21 protein-coding genes and 2 pseudogenes are annotated in these 20,808 nt (G+C 40.8%); 14 read left to right on the top strand and 9 right to left on the bottom strand.

What is annotated here, in order from left to right:
• Positions 1–72: 72 nt before the first annotated feature.
• Positions 73–1,704 carry a DUF655 domain-containing protein gene (locus V7K61_RS27825; RefSeq protein ID WP_335058485.1) on the bottom strand — a complete coding sequence of 544 codons (1,632 nt, stop codon included), beginning with the start codon at positions 1,702–1,704 and terminating at the stop codon, positions 73–75.
• A gap of 217 nt (positions 1,705–1,921) precedes the next feature.
• On the opposite strand from V7K61_RS27825, the gene V7K61_RS27820 reads away from it, so the two are divergent.
• From V7K61_RS27820 to V7K61_RS27800, 5 genes are all read left to right on the top strand, one after another.
• Positions 1,922–3,109 carry a cysteine desulfurase family protein gene (locus tag V7K61_RS27820; protein WP_335058483.1) on the top strand — a complete coding sequence of 396 codons (1,188 nt, stop codon included), beginning with the start codon at positions 1,922–1,924 and terminating at the stop codon, positions 3,107–3,109.
• Positions 3,110–3,113: 4 nt separating this feature from the next.
• Positions 3,114–4,202: a DNA-methyltransferase gene (locus V7K61_RS27815; protein WP_335058481.1), complete on the top strand. Its 1,089-nt coding sequence runs from the start codon at positions 3,114–3,116 to the stop codon at positions 4,200–4,202.
• 236 nt (positions 4,203–4,438) lie between these two features.
• On the top strand, positions 4,439–5,086 hold the full coding sequence (locus V7K61_RS27810; protein WP_333783579.1) for a hypothetical protein: 648 nt from the start codon (positions 4,439–4,441) through the stop codon (positions 5,084–5,086).
• A gap of 552 nt (positions 5,087–5,638) precedes the next feature.
• Entirely contained in the window at positions 5,639–6,568 is a 930-nt protein-coding gene (rbsK, locus tag V7K61_RS27805) for a ribokinase (protein ID WP_335058477.1), read from the top strand.
• A gap of 100 nt (positions 6,569–6,668) precedes the next feature.
• Complete coding sequence (locus V7K61_RS27800) at positions 6,669–7,310, top strand: transaldolase family protein (protein ID WP_179066346.1); 642 nt, start codon at positions 6,669–6,671, stop codon at positions 7,308–7,310.
• 284 nt (positions 7,311–7,594) lie between these two features.
• Here V7K61_RS27800 and V7K61_RS27795 read toward each other — a convergent pair whose 3' ends face one another.
• Positions 7,595–8,485: a LysR family transcriptional regulator gene (locus V7K61_RS27795; protein WP_335058475.1), complete on the bottom strand. Its 891-nt coding sequence runs from the start codon at positions 8,483–8,485 to the stop codon at positions 7,595–7,597.
• Positions 8,486–8,662: 177 nt separating this feature from the next.
• Between V7K61_RS27795 and V7K61_RS27790 the strand changes: the two genes are divergently transcribed.
• The 4 genes from V7K61_RS27790 (at position 8,663) to cls (ending at position 12,477) form a co-directional block, all read left to right on the top strand.
• Positions 8,663–8,947: a hypothetical protein gene (locus V7K61_RS27790; protein WP_335058473.1), complete on the top strand. Its 285-nt coding sequence runs from the start codon at positions 8,663–8,665 to the stop codon at positions 8,945–8,947.
• 4 nt (positions 8,948–8,951) lie between these two features.
• Complete coding sequence (locus V7K61_RS27785; protein WP_335058471.1) at positions 8,952–9,608, top strand: glutathione S-transferase family protein; 657 nt, start codon at positions 8,952–8,954, stop codon at positions 9,606–9,608.
• A gap of 579 nt (positions 9,609–10,187) precedes the next feature.
• Positions 10,188–11,033, top strand: a complete 846-nt coding sequence (locus V7K61_RS27780) for an endonuclease/exonuclease/phosphatase family protein (protein ID WP_335058469.1) — start codon at positions 10,188–10,190, stop codon at positions 11,031–11,033.
• 1 nt (position 11,034) lies between these two features.
• A complete protein-coding gene (cls, locus tag V7K61_RS27775; RefSeq protein WP_335058467.1) occupies positions 11,035–12,477 on the top strand; it encodes a cardiolipin synthase in 1,443 nt (480 codons plus the stop codon).
• Positions 12,478–12,640: 163 nt separating this feature from the next.
• Here the strand turns inward: cls and V7K61_RS27770 are convergent, their stop codons facing one another.
• From V7K61_RS27770 to purS, 4 genes are all read right to left on the bottom strand, one after another.
• Positions 12,641–13,195 (bottom strand): pyridoxamine 5'-phosphate oxidase family protein, encoded by a 555-nt coding sequence (locus tag V7K61_RS27770; RefSeq protein WP_335058465.1) that lies wholly within the window; start codon positions 13,193–13,195, stop codon positions 12,641–12,643.
• A gap of 116 nt (positions 13,196–13,311) precedes the next feature.
• Positions 13,312–13,836 carry a DUF937 domain-containing protein gene (locus V7K61_RS27765; RefSeq protein WP_335058463.1) on the bottom strand — a complete coding sequence of 175 codons (525 nt, stop codon included), beginning with the start codon at positions 13,834–13,836 and terminating at the stop codon, positions 13,312–13,314.
• A gap of 432 nt (positions 13,837–14,268) precedes the next feature.
• Complete coding sequence (gene purQ / locus V7K61_RS27760) at positions 14,269–14,940, bottom strand: phosphoribosylformylglycinamidine synthase subunit PurQ (RefSeq protein WP_335058461.1); 672 nt, start codon at positions 14,938–14,940, stop codon at positions 14,269–14,271.
• 197 nt (positions 14,941–15,137) lie between these two features.
• The gene (gene purS, locus V7K61_RS27755; RefSeq protein WP_335058459.1) at positions 15,138–15,416 is read right to left on the bottom strand and encodes a phosphoribosylformylglycinamidine synthase subunit PurS; all 279 of its coding nucleotides are present in this window, start codon (positions 15,414–15,416) and stop codon (positions 15,138–15,140) included.
• Positions 15,417–15,561: 145 nt separating this feature from the next.
• Here purS and V7K61_RS27750 point away from each other — a divergent pair, with 145 nt between their 5' ends.
• From V7K61_RS27750 to V7K61_RS27740, 3 genes and pseudogenes are all read left to right on the top strand, one after another.
• Positions 15,562–15,966, top strand: a complete 405-nt coding sequence (locus tag V7K61_RS27750) for a Fur family transcriptional regulator (RefSeq protein WP_335058457.1) — start codon at positions 15,562–15,564, stop codon at positions 15,964–15,966.
• Between the two features lie 221 nt (positions 15,967–16,187).
• Positions 16,188–16,394, top strand: a complete 207-nt coding sequence (locus V7K61_RS27745; protein WP_335058455.1) for a type II toxin-antitoxin system Phd/YefM family antitoxin — start codon at positions 16,188–16,190, stop codon at positions 16,392–16,394.
• A gap of 190 nt (positions 16,395–16,584) precedes the next feature.
• Positions 16,585–16,917, top strand: a pseudogene (locus tag V7K61_RS27740) (type II toxin-antitoxin system VapC family toxin); the annotation flags it as partial.
• A 76-nt stretch (positions 16,918–16,993) separates the two neighbouring features.
• Here the strand turns inward: V7K61_RS27740 and V7K61_RS27735 are convergent.
• From V7K61_RS27735 to V7K61_RS27725, 3 genes are all read right to left on the bottom strand, one after another.
• Positions 16,994–17,563: a Uma2 family endonuclease gene (locus V7K61_RS27735; protein ID WP_335058453.1), complete on the bottom strand. Its 570-nt coding sequence runs from the start codon at positions 17,561–17,563 to the stop codon at positions 16,994–16,996.
• Between the two features lie 427 nt (positions 17,564–17,990).
• Positions 17,991–18,998 (bottom strand): SPFH domain-containing protein, encoded by a 1,008-nt coding sequence (locus tag V7K61_RS27730; protein WP_334704148.1) that lies wholly within the window; start codon positions 18,996–18,998, stop codon positions 17,991–17,993.
• Between the two features lie 126 nt (positions 18,999–19,124).
• Complete coding sequence (locus tag V7K61_RS27725) at positions 19,125–19,559, bottom strand: NfeD family protein (protein WP_289796130.1); 435 nt, start codon at positions 19,557–19,559, stop codon at positions 19,125–19,127.
• Between the two features lie 490 nt (positions 19,560–20,049).
• On the opposite strand from V7K61_RS27725, the gene V7K61_RS27720 reads away from it, so the two are divergent.
• Positions 20,050–20,262, top strand: a complete 213-nt coding sequence (locus V7K61_RS27720) for an IS4/Tn5 family transposase DNA-binding protein (protein ID WP_335058450.1) — start codon at positions 20,050–20,052, stop codon at positions 20,260–20,262.
• Positions 20,263–20,299: 37 nt separating this feature from the next.
• A pseudogene (locus tag V7K61_RS27715) lies at positions 20,300–20,808 on the top strand (hypothetical protein); the annotation flags it as partial.

The following is a 20,808-nucleotide window of genomic DNA, read 5'->3' as shown; positions in this document are numbered from 1 at the left end:
CATTTGTGTAATTTTACATCTTTTTAACTAAGTAGAATACAGACTATCGTAGGGTAGCACAACTGTGCTACCCTACCAAGTCATATGTTCGCTCCATTTTTCTAAAGTTCTAGCACTCACTCCTGGAACTCTTTCTAAGTCTTGTAAAGATGTAAATTTTTGCTGTTGGCGACTAATAATTATTCGTTGTGCTAATTTTTTACCCACGCCGGGGAGAGTTACTAATTCTGCTAAACTTGCAGTGTTAATATTGACTTTTTGAATCGTTTCTAGCTCAGTTGATGAAGAAGTTTTTATCTGAGGACACCGTGTTTGTTCTAATTTAATTTTTTCTTGAATTGCTGGTGGTAAACCGGGTTTGACTTTGGTATAAAGACGAGCAAATTCTCGCACATAATGGGCAGCAACTATCGGATTCTCAATCACTACAAGCGTCTCGTCGTTACCATTATTGGCCGCATCAGACCAATTATGAGAACCTGTAATTACTGTTTGACTATCAATAACACCAAATTTGTGATGCAATAAATCGCCTTTGGGTAATACAGGTACACCTACGGTAGTAATTGGATTTTGCCAAGGATGATTGTCAACTTCATATTTACATTTGTTACTAAGAGCAACCCCCATCATATCTAAGGCTTCGCTGTAAGGACGGTAGGCAAATTGTGGTTCAATTAAAGCGCGAATTTGCACACTTTGTTGATGGCGTTTTTCTAAAATATTGGCAAGAGGCTGTTCAGAAAAGACAAATAACGCCATATCAATAGACTTGGTTGCTGAACCTAAAGTTTTACCAATTAAACCATTACTACTATTATTCCAAGGTTGAGTTGGAGAAGTAGGCGAAAATTGCACAGTAATTTTGGTATTACCCAAAGTTATTTGTTTAGGTAAACGTATCGGCTTTTGCAAACCAAATCGACTATCTGGTTGACCTCCCGGCCCGTCACCCCACATAATGTTAAATTCTTCTGTAAATAAAGATGCTAATTCTGGGCTGTCAATCTGCAATAAATTATTGGCATTGCCTAAACTGCTAGAATTTGTAAAATCACCCGAAGTATCACTTAATGTAAAATTAGCTGAAGTGATAATTACGAGGCGATTGTCCACAATCACAAATTTATGATGCATCAAACTGCTACCCGCTGAACCATCGGCTCGATCGTCTAGCCAGGGAATTTTGGCATTCTGCAAAATTATCAGAGCATCTCTTTGATTGATTTCGGCTGGACTAAGTTGATTATCGTGGTTAATATCAATAAATTGGCGAAATTCGTTGTAGCGTTCTTGTTCTCTTTTATCTAACTTACCTACTTCAGCAGATGTTAAGCTACTCCAAGGTCGGCTATAGAGATTTTCTAAAATTATCCTGACTTTTACCCCAGCTTTTTGTCTATCAACCAGTGCTTGGGCAACTTTGGGTAAACGTAATTCTTGCACCGCTACATCTATTGTAGATTTAGCATTCGTAATAGCATCCACAATCTGTTTTTCTAAATCATCCCCCAGACGAGTTTGCTGACGGTAAGCTTCTTGGTATTCTGAAGACTCAGAATGATTAAAGTAAGCTTGAATTAATGGGTCTTGTGGTAAGGGTGCTGGACGCTGATTATAAGACTGGACTCGTTGACAACCAGCGAGGGAGAATATCAGTAAAAAGATATATAAAAAATATCTTTGTCTAGAGATAAGTTGCACTGTAATCTGTTAAAAGTGGATTGGAAGTGGATATATTTATCATTCCCAAAATTTTGTGTTCTGAATTAAGTAGAGAAAGAAGTTTCCAAGTAAAGGGAAAAATCCACTATTCGATGTAAAATTACAGATATTTTTTTCAGGATTTGTCCACTAAAACTGTATATGCTGACAAATCCGCAGTCTATCACTAACGTGTGTTCTCACTATTATCGGTTTTATGCAAATTTATCTAGATTACAGCGCCACTACTCCGACTCGAAAAGAAGCGATCGCAGCTATGCAAACAATCCTCACTCAACAGTGGGGCAATCCTTCCAGCTTACATGAGTGGGGACAACGGGCGGCAACGGTTGTAGAACAAGCCAGAGTCCAAGTTGCTGGTTTAATTAACGCCGCTACCCCTGAATCGATCGTTTTTACTTCTGGTGGCACTGAGGCAGATAATCTAGCAATTATGGGTGTGGCTCGGTTGTATGCTGTACCTCAACATATAATTATCTCCAGCATTGAGCATTCCGCAATTTCTGAGACAGCACGGTTGCTAGAAATGTGGGGTTGGGAAGTTACGCGCTTGTCTGTAGATGTTAAAGGCAGAGTCAACCCGTTGGATTTAAAGGCGGCGTTGCGACATAACACAGCCTTAGTTTCTATAATTTACGGTCAAAGTGAAGTTGGGACTGTGCAACCGATCGCAGAACTGGGTAAAATTGTGCGATCGCATGGTGCTTTGTTCCACACAGATGCGGTTCAAGCTGCGGGACGCTTACCGATAGATGTGCAACAACTACCTGTAGACTTACTTAGCCTTTCCAGTCATAAAATATATGGGCCGCAAGGTGTAGGGGCGCTATATGTGCGTCCTGGTGTGGAATTGATGCCCTTGCTGAGTGGTGGTGGGCAAGAAATGGGACTGCGTTCTGGTACGCAAGCAGTACCGATAATTGCCGGATTTGGTGTAGCAGCAGAATTAGCAGCGCAAGAATTAGCTATAGAAACACCACGATTAATTGAATTACGCGATCGCGCCTTTGCCCAACTAGCTGAAATTCCTGGTTTAATTCCTACAGGGGATGGCTGCGATCGTTTACCTCACCATGTCAGTATGTGCTTAGAAAACGCTGATGGCAAAAAACTTAGCGGTAAAGCCTTAGTACGACAGCTAAACCTTGCTGGCATTGGCATCAGTGCTGGTGCTGCCTGTCACAGTGGTAAACTTAGCCCTAGCCCGATATTGTTAGCAATGGGTTATTCCGAAAAAGCCGCTTTGGGGGGAATTCGCATCACATTGGGGCGTGATACGACGGAAGCTGATATAGATTGGACAGTGATGGTATTGAAGCAAGTTTTGCAAAGGCTGACAAGTGAATCATTAAAGCAACAACTCCTTCAAATTCGAGTAAAGTAATAGGATGAATTCGCTAGGTGTTCCGATGATTGAGGAGAACGAGCTTCTGAAGAATATAGGTTCTGTTAAGGATTACCTCACTTCATCAAACAGCACACCACTGTTCTTACAGGCTGACAGTTATGCCCTACTAAAGTTATTTCCTGCTGATTGTATCGATTGTGTAATCACATCTCCCCCCTATTGGGGACAAAGAGCTTACATTAATGGAGGAATTGGTCTTGAGGACAAGTGGGAAGATTATATCAATAACTTGCTTGGAATCTTCTGTGAAGTAAAGCGAATTCTTAAACCCAGTGGCTCTTTTTGGCTCAATCTCGGAGATACATATCAGCGTAAATCTCTGATTGGTATACCCTGGCGAGTTGCACTAGCAATGAGCGATAAACAAGGTTGGATTCTTCGCAACAGCGTCATTTGGAATAAAGTAAAAGGCGCACCTGATAATGCAAAAGACAAACTCCGAAATGTGTATGAACCTGTTTTCCATTTTGTAAAGACAGACCGCTATTTTTACGATGTTGATGCAATTCGCTCGAAGCCAAGACAAGCCAAGGTTGTCAATGGTTCCGTAGTTTCTGCAACAGGCGTTTCTGGTGTACGCTATCGTCGACAAATTGAATTATCTACAGCACTTAGTGATTTGGAACGTACAAATGCTCTGAAGGCTCTTGGTGAAATATTACAGGAAGTGCGACTAGGTAAATTATCTGACTTTCGTATGATTATTCGTGGTCAGCAACGAACTACGCACTCCGATTCAGCAAAGGTTTCTGGACGAGCGCGTGAACTTACTGAACGCGGCTTCTATTTTCTTAAATATCACCCAAATGGTAGTAAACCTAGCGATGTCTGGGATATTTTGCCAGAAGATACTCAAAAACGGAAACTTCATTTTGCACCCTACCCTGAAGATATCTGTAAACTTCCGATTCTGGCTACCTGTCCACAATCCGGTTTTGTACTAGATCCATTTACAGGAACAGGCACAACGAATTTGGTTGCATTTCAACTGGGACGAAGCTCGATTGGAATTGATATTTCAGGCGAATACATTACTGCTGCTCATGAAAGGTGTGGACTACTCTCATGACTAAAGTTGTCGAATTGTACGGGAATCCTACAAACCAATCACTTATCTGGAGTGATATTGCCTCTAGTCAAAACTGTCCTTTCCTATCTCGCAAATGTCTCAAGAATAGGAAAAGTGAGCCTGATCTTACTATCGGCTCATGCACAGTTTCTTACGGTAGAGAAGCCCGGAATATTATTATCTGTCCGTTTCGACTTCTTGAGCGTAGTCAAATCTTTACAGATTGTATTCATTTATTGACACTTCATGAGCCTGGTAACGAACTTCGGATTGTTCCTGAAATTGCAGTACCAGGAGGCAGCATAGATTACTGTCTTGCTTCTGTACGTTCAGGAAAAGTCATCGATTTTATTGGCATTGAACTGCAAACTCTTGATACTACTGGAACAGTCTGGCCAGAACGACAACGTTTTCTTCAGCGTCATGGTGTTTCAGTGAGAGATGTGGATGTCGCATCGGGGAAAGGTTTTGGTATGAACTGGAAAATGACTGCAAAGACAATCTTGATGCAACTCCATCACAAAATTCACACGTTTGAACATCTCAGCAAACATCTTGTTTTGGTAGTTCAAGATTGCCTTATTGATTACATGCAACGAGAATTTTCCTTTGAACATATTCAAGATGCTCGTCTTGGAAATCCTATGCATTTTCACTCCTATGAGTTGCTTGCTGAAGCTTCAGGTTATCGTATTCAACTTACAAAGCGTTGGAGCACGGATGCGAATGGAATTGCACAGTGTCTTGGTTTACAAACCAGCCCAAGAGTGGAACTAGAAGTAATGTTAAGGCAAATTGAGGAGAAGTTACAACAAAGCAGCTTGTTGTTTGTCGGACAGCCATTACCCGTTTCTACACATGAAGATGTTACTGATGACAGCTAAAAATTTCTAAATAACGGCTGCTTGTAGAACTATAAGCGAGAAACTACCTAACACCCAAAAAACTAGCTAATTTAACAGTTCTCTATGTCACGGCTGCCGAAATGGTTAAATAATTATTTTCCCAAAAGTTAATATTTTGAGTCATAAAGGAGCTTAAGCATGACTTATTTTAATTACTTTTGAGGCTTTTTTTGAATGAATAAATTCATCATTGGGATTGGGATGTTTGTTGGCTCTACGATTGGTAGCTACATTCCTGTATTATGGGGTGGAAGTTTGCTATCGTTCACCTCGATCCTGTTCAGCGTCATTGGTGGCCTTGTAGGAATTTGGCTTGGGTATCGCGTATCAAAATATCTAGGTTTTATCTGATCGGCGCTCTATGTTACTGTCGCTGAAAGCCGGAAACGAGTTTTTTCGCAACAGGTAAAATTTTGAGTGTGTCTTCTATACAATCGCAGTTTTTGTGCAAGTTCCTGAGTAAGGGCGATATTTATGCAGTTTGCGATCGCATCCTGTAATATCAATCAAAATAACTTTAAGATCAGCATCATGAGTATTATCGTCTTCGGCAGCATCAATATAGACTTGGTAGCAACAACACCCCGGTTGCCAGTTGCAGGAGAAACGTTGCTAGGAGAAAATTTTTTTAAAGTTTCGGGAGGGAAAGGAGCCAATCAAGCCGTAGCATTAGCAAAATTGGGCATTCCTACCCAGATAATAGGGCGTGTAGGTGCAGACGATTTTGGTAAGGAACTTGTTAACAATTTGCAAACATCTGGTGTGCAGACTGATAACATTTTTGTGGATGAAACTGTTAGTTCTGGAGTCGCTATTATCACCGTGAGTCAGACTGGTGAAAATCAAATTGTTGTCATTCCTGGTGCAAATGGGCGCGTCAATCAAGAAGATGTAGAGCGATTATCCCACTTTTTACCAGAAGCTACAGCACTACTTTTACAACTAGAAATTCCGATTACTACCGTGATTGCTGCTGCTAAAGCCGCAAAAGGTGCAAATATAAAAGTAATTTTTGACCCCGCACCCGCACAATCTAATTTACCAGATGAATTGTATCCATTGGTAGACATTATTACACCGAATGAAGTTGAAGCAGCGCAGTTGGTGGGTTTTACTGTGAATGGAGAGGAACAAGCAGCCAAAGCAGCTGCGGTTTTATTACAACGGGGTGTGAAATGTGCGATCGTCAAATTGGGTGCTAAGGGTGTTTTTTGCGCCACTGCTGAAGAAAAGTTTTTTGTACCCGCGTTTTCAGTTCATGCAGTTGATACAGTAGCCGCAGGCGATGCTTTTAATGGTGGTTTAGCGGCGGCACTTTTTGAAGGACTTTCCTTACATCAAGCAGTTGTTTGGGGCGCAGCAGCAGGTGCTTTGACAGCGACAAAACCAGGCGCACAAACTTCGCTACCGGATAGGTTTACATTTGATGCATTTCTTCAGGAAAGGGGAATAAGCAGGTAAAATACTTATCTGATGAGGATTGGCAGAAATATCAACGCGGAGCTTCTGAACGATGTAGGGTAGCAGGAGAAATGCAGATAGGAAAAGTGAGGAATTAAGTATGGCACTATATCTAGACTCCGCGATCGCATCGGAAGCTGAAGTTGTTAAGCTTTGGGGATGGGTAAAAGGTATTACAACAAATCCCACGCTGTTATCTCAAAGCGATACTCCACCAGAAACCACGCTCAAAAAGTTGGTTGCCTTAACAAATGGGCCGTTATACTATCAACTTATGGCATCCGATAAAGCTGGGATGCTAGCTGAAGGTAGAAAAGCTTTCGAGATTATTGGTTCACAAACAATTTTGAAGATTCCCGCAACACCGTTAGGGTTTGAAGTGGTGGCGAGTCTCTCACCAGAAATTACCTGTTCGGTGACAGCGATTTATAGTGCAGCCCAGGCAGCAGTAGCACGAGAAGCAGGAGCTAAAATTGCCATAGCTTATGTAAATCGAGCTACCCGATTGTTAGGTGACGGTATTGCTTTAGTGCGGGATATGGCTAGCGTACTTAAAGGTAGCGATACGGAAATCTTAGCAGCTAGTATCAAATCTCCTGAAGAAGCAGCCGCATCCTTGCAAGCCGGGGCGGATCATTTAACTTTACCATTGGCAATGTTGCAGGCGATCGCAACTCATGAATTCTCACAAAAAACTGTTGAAGAATTCGCTAAAGGAGGCATTGGTTTAACTAATTCGTAATTCGTAATTCGTAATTCGGATGTATTCAATAAGGGACTTCCAAATAAAAAAATATCCCAAAACCGACGCAAAAATCCTCTCTATTTCTCTAGGACTTACGCAAAAGCTCTCTGAAACTCCTATTCCTTTGTGTCCTTTGCGTCCTTTGCGGTTCGTTTTTTCATGATTTTGCGTATTCTCTCTGTGTTCTCTGCGTCTCTGTGGTAGCCTGCGGCAAGCCGTTCGCGTAGCGTCTCGTAGAGAAGCGTCTACGTTTATTTGGATAATTTATTTCTTGGAAGTCCCTAAGTGAATTTAGCTAAACTATAAAAATCAAATTTACTTAACATCTCCAAAAATGTGAATACCGCAGGTACTTGCAGAGCATTAGATAAAGTTGCAGTTGCAATTACTCTTTCAAGCGGTGCAGGTAAACTGTATACTTGCACCTTTGGGGGAATGGGTACAGCAGCTAAACGAGGCATAATAGCTGCTCTTAATCCTTGATTCACCATGCTAACGACTGTGGAATCTTCTTGAATGTCGCTAGCAGTATGCATTGGAATTGCCAAAGTCTTTAGGTGGTTGTGAAGAATGCGTCCGCAAGGTGTACAAGGAAGCAAAACTGGCGGATAGGCTGCTATGTCTTCCCAAGTAATTTGCGGACTGCTAATTTTGGTATCTGGTGGTAGTAAAGCTACATATTCATCCCGAAAAATTTCCCAGGTTTTAAATTCTTCACCAGTTGGGAGACAGGTAATACCAATATCGGCACGTCCATCATGCAAACACTGCTCTACATCCGTGAAAGCAGCACACTCTATGATTGTGACAGCAATCTCTGGGAATTGATTGTGAAATTGAGCGATCGCTTTTGGTAATAGATGGGTAGCGACGCTCCGAAAAGCTGCAATTCGTACATGACCACCGTGTAAACCTTTATGCAAGTTTGCTTCGTGCTGCATCATCTCTAGATGCTGCATTGCTTGACGCGCATGATACAAAATGCGCTCTCCAGCAGGTGTCAGCACAGCACCGTGACGACCTCTAGCAAATAATGGCACACCTAATTCTTCTTCTAGGGTAGCGATCGCATGACTAATTGCAGGCTGGGAAAGCTGCAATTCTAAGGCTGCTTCACTAAAGTTACCACAATCTGCTACTGCAACTATGGCTCGGAGTTGGGAGAGTTTCATAGGCAATTGATGAGAACAAGGGTATACACATCCTGACTTTATTGTGGCAAAAAGGTTGTATGAGTGATTTTTAATATCTATAAATCCTGTTTATAGAACCTATGCAAGCCATGATTTGATTCCTAACTTAGATGTTGTTACTGTTTTATTTACTGAGCAACTTTCAGGAATCATTTTATGAACAATAACATTAAGTGTCTATCAACAGAAGATATAGAAATAAATTGTAGTCCGTCATTCCAGAAAAAAATCCCCTCAAACTTCTGGAAATCTCTGCATCTGATTTGGGAAAATTTTGTCAAAAAACTCCTAGCAGATCCTAATGAATTACAAGTTTGGCAAAAGGTTGACCGCCAAGGTAATATCTATTGGCAAGCTTACGACCCGGCAACCGGAAAATCTTTTTCTTCTGGTTCCGAAACTGATGTGTTTATGTGGATTGAACAACTTTATCGGTATTAAAAACATGACACAACTTACTTTAGTAATCGGCAACAAAAATTATTCATCTTGGTCACTTCGTCCTTGGTTAGCGATGAAGCAATTTGGTTTGGAATTTAATGAGATTCGGATTTCTCTCTACAACAACCCAGATTTTTCATCAAAGGTTCGGCAATACTCGTCATCAGGAAAAGTACCTGTGTTATTGCACGATACGCAAACGGTGTGGGATTCTCTCGCTATTTGTGAATATCTAGCTGAAACTTTTCCAACCCTGCAATGGTGGCCAGAGAACAAGGTCGCAAGAGCATTAGCCCGTTCTGTCAGTGCGGAAATGCACTCAGGATTTCAAAACTTGCGTCAGAATATGCCAATGAACTGCCGTACTAAATATCCTGGTAAAGGTTTAGAACCCGGCGTACAACAAGACATTGACCGCATTACTAGTATTTGGCAAGAATCACGCCAAAAGTTTGGGACTGGTGGCAATTTTTTGTTTGGCAATTTCACGATTGCTGATGCGTTTTTTGCTCCAGTTGTCCTGCGCTTTATCGCCTATGATGTGCAGTTAGATACTATTTCTAGAAATTATGTGGAGTCAGTTTTGGCACTTCCAGCAATGCAAGAGTGGATAAATGCAGCAAAAAATGAGACAGAAGTTATTCCCCAATATGAATTTTAAGGAAATAGGAAATAAGAATAACTTCAATTTTAGATGCAAATCAAAGGGATATTCCTACTATAGGATTACTATTTGATTTTTGAACAACACGTAGGGTGTGTTATAGCGAAGCGTAACGCACCATTTTCAAGGGTTTGGTGCGTTAGACTAAAGTCATAAAGCACCCTACAAATACTTAATTTTTTTCAGAAATCAAACCGGATTCCTATAGATATTTCTAGAAATTAAATATGCGTTATCTAGAACCCTTGTACAGAGACATAGCAATGCTACGTCTCTATATTCTTTTTTAGAGATTGATAATTTGAGATAGTTATAGCCCCCTGTAGTTCCCTCAAAGCATTGGGAGGACGGCGAACTGGGGGTGAATTTTATTACAAATCATTTAGGATTGCGATCGCTCTCTTAAGCCACTCTGGTAAACTGTAAGGTCTATCCAGGAAAATCGCCCGATCCAGCCCGACACTGTTCAAGCTCTAGTGCTTATGGAGCATAGCTTATAGCTTTCCAAGCTTGCCATTCTTCTCTAATGATTGTTTAATAGCGTTAAGCTAGAATAAATCCATTTTAATATTAGTAATGCCTAATATTCAAGAACACGTAAACACTCTAGTTACGAAATTTGTTCCGGGTTATAGATTTTTTCGTTTACAAGAACTGACAATTGATAAAAATAATTCAATTCAAACAGAAATTAATAGTAAATCAATTAAAGTTCTCAGTTGGAATATTGCTAAACAAAACTATAATACCGCTTGGTTAGAAGATTTTTCCAAAATAATTGCAACTTATCAACCAAACCTCATATTCCTACAAGAATTTTCTTTAAAGTTAGAAGCAGACGAATGGGCAAAATGGTTGAAAATGAATTGGAGTTTTGCTCCTAATTTTGTAGATATTCATCATCAAACTTATTCAGGAATCTTTACAGCATCGACAATCAACCCAATTACCAAAAAAGTTATAACTACTAAACATTATGAGCCGATTGTTAAAACTCCGAAAATTTCTTTAATTACTGAGTATGTGCTATCTGAGCAAAGCATAACTCTCATGACGATCAATACTCATCTGATCAATTTTGTAGATTTAAATAAATTTAAAATCCAACTAAATGAATTAGAGCAAGCGTTATCTATACATCGGGGGCCACTAATATTTTCAGGAGATTTCAATACTTGGAGTCGAAAAAGAGCAGTTATTCTCAATCAAGTAACAACTCAATTAGGATTAACGCCTGTAATTTTCGCACCTGAAGAGAAGGAGAAAATTAAACGCTTCCTGTTGTCACCCCCTTTAGATCATATCTTTTATCGAGATATCAGTATGAAGAAAGCTAGTGCTAAAGTGCTAGACCAAATTTGTTCATCCGATCATAAGCCATTGCTGGCAGAATTTACTTATACCAATACTCAAAAAAATTAAGATGCTTGTAGATGGTGGTGTTCTAGCTATTTTTAGCACAGCTACAGTTGTTGTTCATTGCGTGGGAGTTATACATGCAGCCCATGCAGTGATGAATGTGCGTTCTTCTCAAGGGGCAATTGCCTGGAGCATTTCTCTAATTACCTTTCCCTGGCTAGCGATTCCGTTGTATTGGATTTTAGGAAGAACTAAATTTCATGGATATGCTGAAACACTGCGCTCAGTCTATGGACAACACTATAAGCTTTTTCATTCGACTTATAGCGAACTGATTAAATTTCAGGTTGCGCCACCAGATAATCTAGCCCAGTTGCAACCCTTAGCAGAGGCTTTTACAGACATTTCTTTCACATCAGGCAATGCTGCCGAATTACTGATTAATGGTCAGCAAACCTATGAAGCGATGCTGAAAAAGATTGCATCGGCGACAAGTTATATTTTGTTTCAATTCTATACTGTTAACGATGACGAATCAGGTAATGAGTTTAGAGAAGCGTTGATTGCTAAAGCCAAGCAAGGAATAAACATCTACTTTCTCTACGATGAAATTGGTTCCAAGAAATTATCTCGCCCTTATATCCAATCTCTACAACAGCATGGAATTGCAGTGAGTGCATTTAACACCACTAAAGGCCAGGGTAATCGGTTCCAATTTAATTTTCGCAATCATCGGAAAATTCTGGTGGTGGATGGAGAAATCGCATTTGTAGGTGGACTAAATATTGGTGATGAATATTTAGGAAAAAATCCTCGATTGAGTCCCTGGCGTGACACTCATATCATGCTTGAAGGGCCAAGTGTACAAAGTCTACAAAACTCCTTTGTGCGAGATTGGTATTGGGCAACTCGAAAACTTATCGAAGTTAACTGGCAGGTAAAAATTAATCGGGAAACTAATCAAACTGTATTCATACTTCCTACAGGCCCCGCAGATCATCTGCCAGCTTGTAAGCTTTTTTACGTCGAACTAATTAATCAAGCTCAAACTCATCTCTGGATTGCTAGTCCCTATTTTGTACCGGATGAGGCAACATTGTCAGCCTTAAAACTGGCAGCAATGCGAGGTGTCGATGTGCGAATTCTCTTACCAAATCGACCCGATCATTTATTTGTTTATTTATGTTCCTTCTCTTACTACACCGAAATGGAAAAAATCGGTATCAAGTTGTATCGTTACAAAAATGGATTTATGCATCAAAAAATTATAGTCATTGATGAGAATCTAGCAGGGGTAGGAACTGTTAACTTAGATAATCGCTCTTTTTCCCTAAATTTTGAAGTTATGGGTTTTGTTACCAAGTCTGGGTTTGTCCAAAGTGTGAAAAAGATGTTAGAGGATGATTTAGCTGTCTGTGTTGCTGTCGATCTTAATGAGTACGATAAAAAACCTTTTTGGTTCAAGTTAGCTGTGAGAGTCTCTCGATTGCTGACTCCTTTACTTTGATCCAATACGGTTCAGTTAAGCATTTTTTTCTTCTCTTTGCGTCCTTTGCGTCCTTTGCGGTTCGTTAAAAAATTGACTTTGGCAAAGAGTTTTAGCCTTAACTGAACTGTATTGTACTTTAATCATTAATATATGGATGAATATAATAATCCATCAGGCAAAGTTAGGGTAATTGGCTCAGTGGTGTCGCTAAACCGTCAATACTGACAAGATTTTTCTTCTGTTGATATTCTCGAACTCCCTCTTCGCCTTTTTTAGTAGCCCAGTTTACTAGAGTCTGGCGCTGACCTTGATATTCATAGAGTGGTACGCCAAAACCACAAGAAGTCTGGATTTTTTCAATGTCAGCGACAATAATTTGACGAGTTCCAGGTATCGGCAAAAATAGAGAATAGAGAGAGTCCCACTCTGGAGAATTCGGTAAAATCGTGGTTCCTTGACCGTAAAGACGCAAGATACACGCGGGTTCTTGAAAAGCACAAAACATGAAGGTTATCCGCCCATTTTCTTGCAAATGGGCTGATGTTTCGTTACCACTACCTGTGAGGTCTATATAACCTACTCGGTTAGGAGACAAGATACGAAAGCAGTCTTGACCTTTAGGAGACAGGTTAACATGACCTGTAGGACTTAAAGGTGCAGAGCCAACAAAGAAAAGGTGTTGGGCAGCAATAAAGTCTTGCAATTCTTCAGTAATACAGTCAAACAATTTAGACATAGACTGTCTGATTTATATTTACAAATTGATCGTTTTCTCAGCCTATGTCTTAGCTAAAAATCTAGCAAGGTATAATTACTGATGTCTGGTTTATCGGAAGGGAGTGGGGAAAACTGTTACTGTCTCATATACCGACTAGCCATTTGGATGGCATCAGCGATATCGACATCACCATCACCATCAGCATCCAAGAAGGAATTTAGGACAGGATTTCCGCCAGCTTGGGGATTTTGAGCATTGGCTCCTGATTGCAAAAATTTTAGCACCAAGGGTACTGCCAAAGGCAGCAATTGTTGAACTATACCAGCATCCAACCCAGTGCGCTGGGCAGCAACTTCAGCGACTTGCTGTTGTATCTGAGGAGAAAACAACGAATTGACGGCTTGGGGGTTGGCAGAAGTACCAGCATATTGATTGACTAAATTTTGTGTGGCTTCATTACCATCTGTGGCTTGTTTGTCTTGTAAAGCAGAACGCACTTGACCACCCACAATTGACAAAACTGATTGGATGGTAGAAGGGTCTGCGCCTGTGCTACTGCTCAACTGCTGTACAGTGTTAACAATGCTTCCTATTTGACCTAAGCTGCCCTGTTGATTGGGATTAGTGACAGCACCAAGAATTTGATCGAAAAGTCCCATAAGTTTGTTTCTCTCTTTGTTCTCAAAAACTTGCCAAAACTGGCTTGAAGTTTTTTTGTGTACGCGGACTTTTTTTGTAAGTCTAATAAAAGATTAAAACACGCTACCTATAAATTTTAACAACTAGCTCAAGTATGAGAAATCGATCGAGCGATACTTGTTGTGAGCAAAGCCAACCCAAATTCTGTGCCTCGATTTAACTTAGATTGATAAATAATTTTACTCAGATGTTTTTTATCACAATCTGAGATGCTTAGGTGTAAGCCCACCGCAGGAATCGCTAGCCTTAAACCCTTAATATGTCGTGATTTCGTTGTAAAAAATGCTTGAAAGTTTCTACTACAAAAATAAATCGCTGTCTGTAGAAGAATGTTCGTCTATCTTGCAGACAGCGATCGCAAAACGCTCAACTTAATTTGACCGACATTTGCTCTACGCTAATGCCGCTACTTTCTCTAGTAAGCCTTGAAACAACCTCAAGCCATCACTACCCCCTAGCATTGCGTCTGATGCCCTTTCTGGGTGCGGCATCATTCCCAACACATTACCCCGGCGATCGCAAATCCCGGCAATGTTGTTCAGTGAACCGTTGGGATTTTCCCCTTCATAGCGAAATATGACTTGCCCGTTATCTTCAATTTCTGCAAGAGTGGCTGCGTCAGCGTAGAATCGCCCCTCTCCGTGGGCAATGGGCAAAGTGATAACTTCACCAGTTGCATAAACTTGCGTCCATAGATTAGTACGCTCAACTTTCAAGGGGACGCGATCGCAAATAAAATGCAAATCCCGGTTTCTGGTTAACACCCCTGGCAAAAGTCCAGCTTCAGTTAATACCTGAAAGCCGTTGCAAATACCGAGGACAAACTTACCCTTTTGAGCGTGTTCCACAACCTGCTGCATCACGGGTGAAAAACGTGCGATCGCACCACAGCGCAGATAATCCCCGTAACTAAAGCCACCAGGAATAATCACGACATCCAAATCAGCAATATCTGTTTCTTGATGCCAAACCATGCGAGTTGGTTGCCCCAGTAAATCTCTGGTTACATAAGCAACATCGCGATCGCAATTAGAACCGGGAAAAACAACAACACCGAATTTCATGATTAGTTAGGGGAGAAGGGGGGAGGCAGGGGAGCAGGGGAGCAGGGGGGCAGGGGAGCAGGGGAGCAGGGGGGCAGGGGGGCAGGGGAGCAGGGGAGCAGAGGAGAAGGGGAGCAGAGGAGAAGTTGCAGTAAGTTTTTCCCCTCTGCCCCTCTGCTCCTCTGCCCCTCCGCCCCTCTGCCTCTTATATCCAATCCCTAAAATACCCCAGTTTGAGTTTCGACCTCAATTAATTCAAAGCGGTAATTTTCAATTACGGGATTTGATAGCATTTGGTCACAAATGGTATCAAGGTCTTTACGCGCTTTCTTCTCATCAGTTGAGGTGATGGTGAGTTCAATGTACTTGCCAATCCGCACCTGGTCAACGTTATCGTATCCCAGTTGCTGAAGACCGGATTGTACTGCCACACCAGCGGGGTCTAAAACTGAAGGACGAAGGGTCACGAAAATTTTGGCTAGATACTTGGTTTGCACGGGCTTTTGCTGAATGCTGCGATCGCTATACTATAACTTTATGCTCTAACTGAGTGAAAATAAGATTACGAAGCGGTTAAAGTTAATCGATCGATTAACTTAATCTAACAGCTTCAACTACAGTGGCATATTTAAATAATTGTCTATGAGAGCCATACGCACCCGCAGTCAAGAGCGTATTTTCAACCTACTGAAAACTATCAAAAAAGGCATTTCTGCCCAAGATATTTACGTAGAACTACGTAATACAAATCAGAGCATGGGTTTAGCAACAGTTTACCGTTCTCTAGAAGCCTTAAAACTAGAAGGCATGGTACAAGTGCGGAATTTGGCTAACGGTGAAGCCCTCTACAGCCTAGCGCAGCAAGATAAACACCACCTTACTTGCTTGCAATGTGGTGTCTCAATTCCGATTCATCAATGCCCTGTTCATGACTTAGAAAACCAGTTAGAATCCAGCCATAAGTTTAAAGTTTTTTACCACACCCTAGAGTTTTTTGGGTTGTGCAGTCAATGCCAGGTGAATCAAGGTACTGAGATTGGTCAATAGTCATATCAATTTTATATGGTGTTGCACTTTATTCTCCTACAAACTAAAGCCTGTGGCTACCAGAACATAGAAGCAAATCGGCTTCCCGTAGGGTAGCCTGCTTAGACGGCTAATGATATGAATTTTCATAAATAAATGGTGTGAGCAGGAAATTTTCTTTGCTCTTCAAGCTTAATTACAGGAGTAATGCAGTGTTGAGAATTAGCGTTGAAGAAGCAGCTATGAATTTAAAATCTCTTTTGGAACGAGTAGCTAGGGGAGAAGAAGTAATTTTGCTAGAGCAAGATAAAGCTGTAGCTCGCTTAGTTCCTCCGCTACAAAAAGAAGAACGATTAGCAAGTATGAAACAATTTCGTGATTCTCTTGCGATTAAAGGTGAATCATTGAGTACAACTGTCATAAATGCACGTACAGAGGAACGTCGTTGATTTATTTAGATACAAGCGTCATTGCTCCTTTGTATTGGAGAGAAGTTTTAAGCGATGCAGTTGAAGAATTACTACTTATAGCGTTTCCTAATCACATGAGGTACATCTTAGCCCCCTCCTCGCTTGCGGGGAGGGGGTTGGGGGTGGGGTTCTTGTACCTCACTCAACCGAGAACCGCTACAATGAAGCTGAAGTAGCTTTGAGTCAGTTGGTTGAGGTTGAACTTGTTTCTGCGTTATCGCGTCGAGTCAGAATGCAAGAAATATCTCAGCAGGATGCAATAGCCGTTGTAGAAAGGTTCCAAGCACATTTGGATAGTGGATTTTATACTCAAATTGCAGTGGAAACAGTTCATTATAATTTAGCGCGTGAGTGGATTAGTCGATTTGATACATCATTGCGTACACTTGATGCTCTACATTTGACAATCGCATTTCAAAATAATATCCAATTGGTAACGGCTGATGAAGCTTTAGCAACAAGTGCTGAGGTTTTAGGAGTTGAGTTTTTGTTACTGGGGTAAATCAACTTTTCTTGACAAATATTCATTTTATATAATGATTCAGAAGTGCATTAGTGTCAGCTTACTGTTGCTTTATTCAAATAAAACTCAACCAACTAAATACATCTGCAACTGTTAATTGCCAATTTTCAATAACACTCAAAACGGGTAAGATATCTTGATTTTCTTTTAGTTCTGGTAATTTATTGGGTTCAAAAATCATGATTGACTCATCAGCCGAATCGAGCAACCAACCTAACTTTGCTCCATTTTGAATAGAAAAAGTAATTTTGCTGATAACTCGGTTAGGCGATTGTTCCGGTGACAGAATTTCGATTATCCAATCTGGGGGAATTTCAAATTTATTGGCAATTCTACCTTTTGCATCAAGGGGAATTCTTTGCCATTCAAATACAGCAATATCTGGTACTATTGAACGACCTTCAAATGTACAGCGTAATTCAGGAAAGGCATAAGCTAATTTTTGTAGTTTTGCAACTTGATTTATGGCAGAAGCTAATTCAATTTGTAAAGCACTGTGTTCTCCTTGGGGCATAGGTTTTTGGTATATTTTTCCGTTAAAATACTCACTTGCTGGTTTTGTCTCTGGTAGTTTTAAGAACTCTTCTAAACTTAGTCCTGTGGTTGGCTGAATAGATAATGTCATAATTTACAACTTATCAAAACTTGATTATTTCATCATGAGAAGAATGTAACAATTAGTGCATAGGCGTAGCCCGTCTTAGAGGTTGTTTGAAAAGTCCTCTTCTCGGTAACAAAAAGTTTTAGATCCCCCTAAATCCCCCTTAAAAAGGGGGACTTTAATTCCAGTTCCCCCCTTTTTAAGGGGGGTTAGGGGGTTGTACAAGTGCCTAAAATCACAGCTAACTACTTTTCAAACAACCTTTTAAACATCACATTCCTTTGACTAGCTATTGTAATTTTATCAAATAGGTCAGATGAAATATTAGGCGATCGCAATAATAGCGTTGATGACCTGTTCTGGGTTAATTATCATTTGTCATTTGTCATTAGTTATTGGAAAGAGACAAGGAAGAAACTTGTTCCCTTGTCTCCACTCTCCACCTTTACTCCTAACCAGGACGGTTATTTTCTAATCCTGGGATTTGCTTGGAAAACAACTCGTTAGAGTCAATCTGACCATTTGAGATAACGGAACGCATACCCTCGAAAGCAGCAGGAATAGTGCGCGGATCTATAAATAATACCTTGCTGCTATCGCTTCTACCAATTGTCGCGCCCATATCCAAATAACCCAAGGCAAACAGAACTTCTACTGCTTTATTGGCATTGGGATTTGTTTGGAGTTTTTGGGCTATAATTTCTGCTGATTCTGCGATCGCTTGAGCTTTCAAAACTTGTTGCTGACGTTCTGCTTGAGCTTTCAAAACAAGCGACTTTTGTTCAGCTTCTGCTTGCAGAATTGTCGATTTTTGACGAGCTTCCGCATCCAATATTTGCGCCTCAGCTTTACCTCTGGCGCTATTGACAGCAGCTTCGCGTTCGCCCTCAGAAGTTAAAATTGCTGCCCGTTTGCGTCGTTCTGCCGACATTTGCAATTCCATCGATTCTCGCACTGCTTGAGACGGAATAATATCTCGCAGTTCTACTCGTGTCACTTTCACACCCCAAGGATCGGTAGCAACATCCAAATCCTGTAATAAAAGTTCACTGATGTGAGAACGAGCAGTAAAGGTTTGATCCAACTCTAGTTGTCCCATTTCGGCGCGAATTTGAGTCAGCACCATATTTACCATTGCCGACTGGAGATTTTCTACTCTATACCAAGCTTTTTCCATATCCACAATACGCCAGTAAAACACCGCATCTACTTCAATGCCAACGTTGTCACGAGTGATGCACTGTTGAGGAGGAATATCTAAGACTTTTTCTTTGATAGTTTCTCGGTAAACAACTTTATCTAGGAAAGGAACGACAAAATTTAGTCCTGGTTCCAGTTTTTTGTTATAGCTACCCAATCTTTCAACCAAAGCTTGATTGCCCTGATTGATGACTTTCACAGAACCTGCCACAGCAGAACCACCAAGAGCTAAAAATACTAGTAAAAAGAACTGTTCCATTGTGAATCTCCTAATTTTTAATAAAGGGAGTGCAGAGTGGAGGAGATGAGTGAGCCGAGGAAGTAGAGTAAGAAGAACTCTTGAATTTTGACAAATGACAAATGACAAATGACAAATGACAAATACTCAAGAATTCAATAGATTTTCCGGTACAACAATCAAAGTAGTACCTTCTCTCCTAACCACATAAACTCTTTGATGGGGTGGTATGGTAAATTTGTCATCGTCACATCTTGCTTGCCAAGAATTTCCCTCATACCGCACCCGCCCTGTTTTTCCAGGCAGAATTTCTGTTAAGGTTTCAGCTATGACTGCATCCCGAATTTTTGATTTGCGTTGTCTTGGTTGCAAAAACCGACGAGAAAGCACGATTAATACTGTGGAAAGCAAGAGCCAAACCACAATTTGCAACCATACACTTCCCATACCTACTCCAGACAGCAGCGCCACCACAAAAGCGCTAACTCCCATCATGAAGGCGACAAACGCCGATGGTAAAAACAGTTCTGTTAAACACAAAACTGCTCCTGCCAGAAGCCAGATTAAGGTAAAACTTGGCATAGCGCCATCCTAGTCTCTACGATTGACGTAAATGCATTTCTACTATTAGATACAGCCAGACATAAGTTATTTACAGAAAACAAAACTGGGTATTTATACCAACAATTTTGATTAATTTCAGTAACAAGGTGTAGCTAGCGGTACACAAGTCCAGTTTATTCTAGCCTTCAATTCATTGCCAGCTAAAGTTAATCGAAGTTTATGTATAAAAAAGAATTCAGAACTCAGAATTCAGGAATGAAAAGGGTTGCAGGGAACCAGTGATATCAAGTCCGGGTAATTAGTTATGATTTCCACAATCATTGCACCCCACCCCCAGCCCCTCCCCGCTCTTCGGGCTACAGTGTACACACAAGTTAAATTACCCCACCCTAACCCTCCCCTTTCTAAGGGCTATCCATTATAAACATCTTTCTTAACAGAGAAATTGACATAAGAGAGAAAATATGGTCTTGGTAGGAAAAGGGATAACAGCAGATCAAAGTCAGCAATGGAACAATGGATCACACAAGAGCTAGAAAGGACAGAATTAGGTGACAGCAGAAGAACCAAACGGTTGATCAAAATAGTGGAAAATTTAAGTGCCAAACCAGAATCGAGTATTCCACAAGCGAGTGGGACATGGGCGCAAACAAAAGCCACTTATGACTTCTGGGATTCACCATACATCAAACCATCGATGATTAGGCTCTTGACATATTGATGCGACAGTAGAGCGAATCACCAAGCAGAGAGTAGTCTTGGCAATACAAGACACTACAGAACTGAACTACACCAGTCACAAAGCCTTATCGGGAAGAGGATATCTCGATAGTAAATATGCCCAAGGATTAAAAGTCCACTCAGTCTTCACGACCTCAGCACAGGGAATACCATTAGGTATCATTGAGCAACAAGTGTGGTCAAGAAAGGAAGAAGAATTAGGAAAAGCCGAACATCGGAAACAAAAATCGATTGCTCACAAAGAAAGTATTAGATGGCTGGATGCTTTGAACACAACAGATTCAATCATCCCGGAATCGGTACAAGTAGTCACAATTGCCGACCGAGAAGCCGATATTTATGATTTATTTGCTTGTCCTCGCCGTCAAGGGTCAGATTTTCTGATTAGAGCCACACAAAATCGCTGTTTGGCTGACTGTGAGCAGCATTTACACTATTCATCATCAACTTTATCCTCGTACTACACCACCGACTCTGGCTCAAGTGGTCAATTGGATTGCTCGACTTGGTGGGTTTTTAGGTCGCA

The sequence above is a fragment of the Nostoc sp. genome, from assembly GCF_036918015.1.
In the GTDB taxonomy this organism is placed as follows: Bacteria; Cyanobacteriota; Cyanobacteriia; order Cyanobacteriales; family Nostocaceae; genus Nostoc.
The sequence above is the reverse complement of the archived record's forward strand: the minus strand, read 5'-3'. Positions and strand labels throughout refer to the sequence as shown.

Coding starts and splice junctions, on each gene's coding strand:
- V7K61_RS27785 (WP_335058471.1), top strand. CDS start 8,952: ATGACACAACTTACTTTAGTAATCGGCAACAAAAATTATTCATCTTGG.
- V7K61_RS27745 (WP_335058455.1), top strand. CDS start 16,188: ATGAATTTAAAATCTCTTTTGGAACGAGTAGCTAGGGGAGAAGAAGTA.
- V7K61_RS27800 (WP_179066346.1), top strand. CDS start 6,669: ATGGCACTATATCTAGACTCCGCGATCGCATCGGAAGCTGAAGTTGTT.
- cls (WP_335058467.1), top strand. CDS start 11,035: ATGCTTGTAGATGGTGGTGTTCTAGCTATTTTTAGCACAGCTACAGTT.
- V7K61_RS27750 (WP_335058457.1), top strand. CDS start 15,562: ATGAGAGCCATACGCACCCGCAGTCAAGAGCGTATTTTCAACCTACTG.
- V7K61_RS27770 (WP_335058465.1), bottom strand. CDS start 13,195: ATGTCTAAATTGTTTGACTGTATTACTGAAGAATTGCAAGACTTTATT.
- V7K61_RS27725 (WP_289796130.1), bottom strand. CDS start 19,559: ATGCCAAGTTTTACCTTAATCTGGCTTCTGGCAGGAGCAGTTTTGTGT.
- V7K61_RS27790 (WP_335058473.1), top strand. CDS start 8,663: ATGAACAATAACATTAAGTGTCTATCAACAGAAGATATAGAAATAAAT.
- rbsK (WP_335058477.1), top strand. CDS start 5,639: ATGAGTATTATCGTCTTCGGCAGCATCAATATAGACTTGGTAGCAACA.
- V7K61_RS27795 (WP_335058475.1), bottom strand. CDS start 8,485: ATGAAACTCTCCCAACTCCGAGCCATAGTTGCAGTAGCAGATTGTGGT.
- V7K61_RS27720 (WP_335058450.1), top strand. CDS start 20,050: ATGGAACAATGGATCACACAAGAGCTAGAAAGGACAGAATTAGGTGAC.
- V7K61_RS27765 (WP_335058463.1), bottom strand. CDS start 13,836: ATGGGACTTTTCGATCAAATTCTTGGTGCTGTCACTAATCCCAATCAA.
- V7K61_RS27820 (WP_335058483.1), top strand. CDS start 1,922: ATGCAAATTTATCTAGATTACAGCGCCACTACTCCGACTCGAAAAGAA.
- V7K61_RS27730 (WP_334704148.1), bottom strand. CDS start 18,998: ATGGAACAGTTCTTTTTACTAGTATTTTTAGCTCTTGGTGGTTCTGCT.
- purQ (WP_335058461.1), bottom strand. CDS start 14,940: ATGAAATTCGGTGTTGTTGTTTTTCCCGGTTCTAATTGCGATCGCGAT.
- V7K61_RS27780 (WP_335058469.1), top strand. CDS start 10,188: ATGCCTAATATTCAAGAACACGTAAACACTCTAGTTACGAAATTTGTT.
- V7K61_RS27815 (WP_335058481.1), top strand. CDS start 3,114: ATGAATTCGCTAGGTGTTCCGATGATTGAGGAGAACGAGCTTCTGAAG.
- V7K61_RS27735 (WP_335058453.1), bottom strand. CDS start 17,563: ATGACATTATCTATTCAGCCAACCACAGGACTAAGTTTAGAAGAGTTC.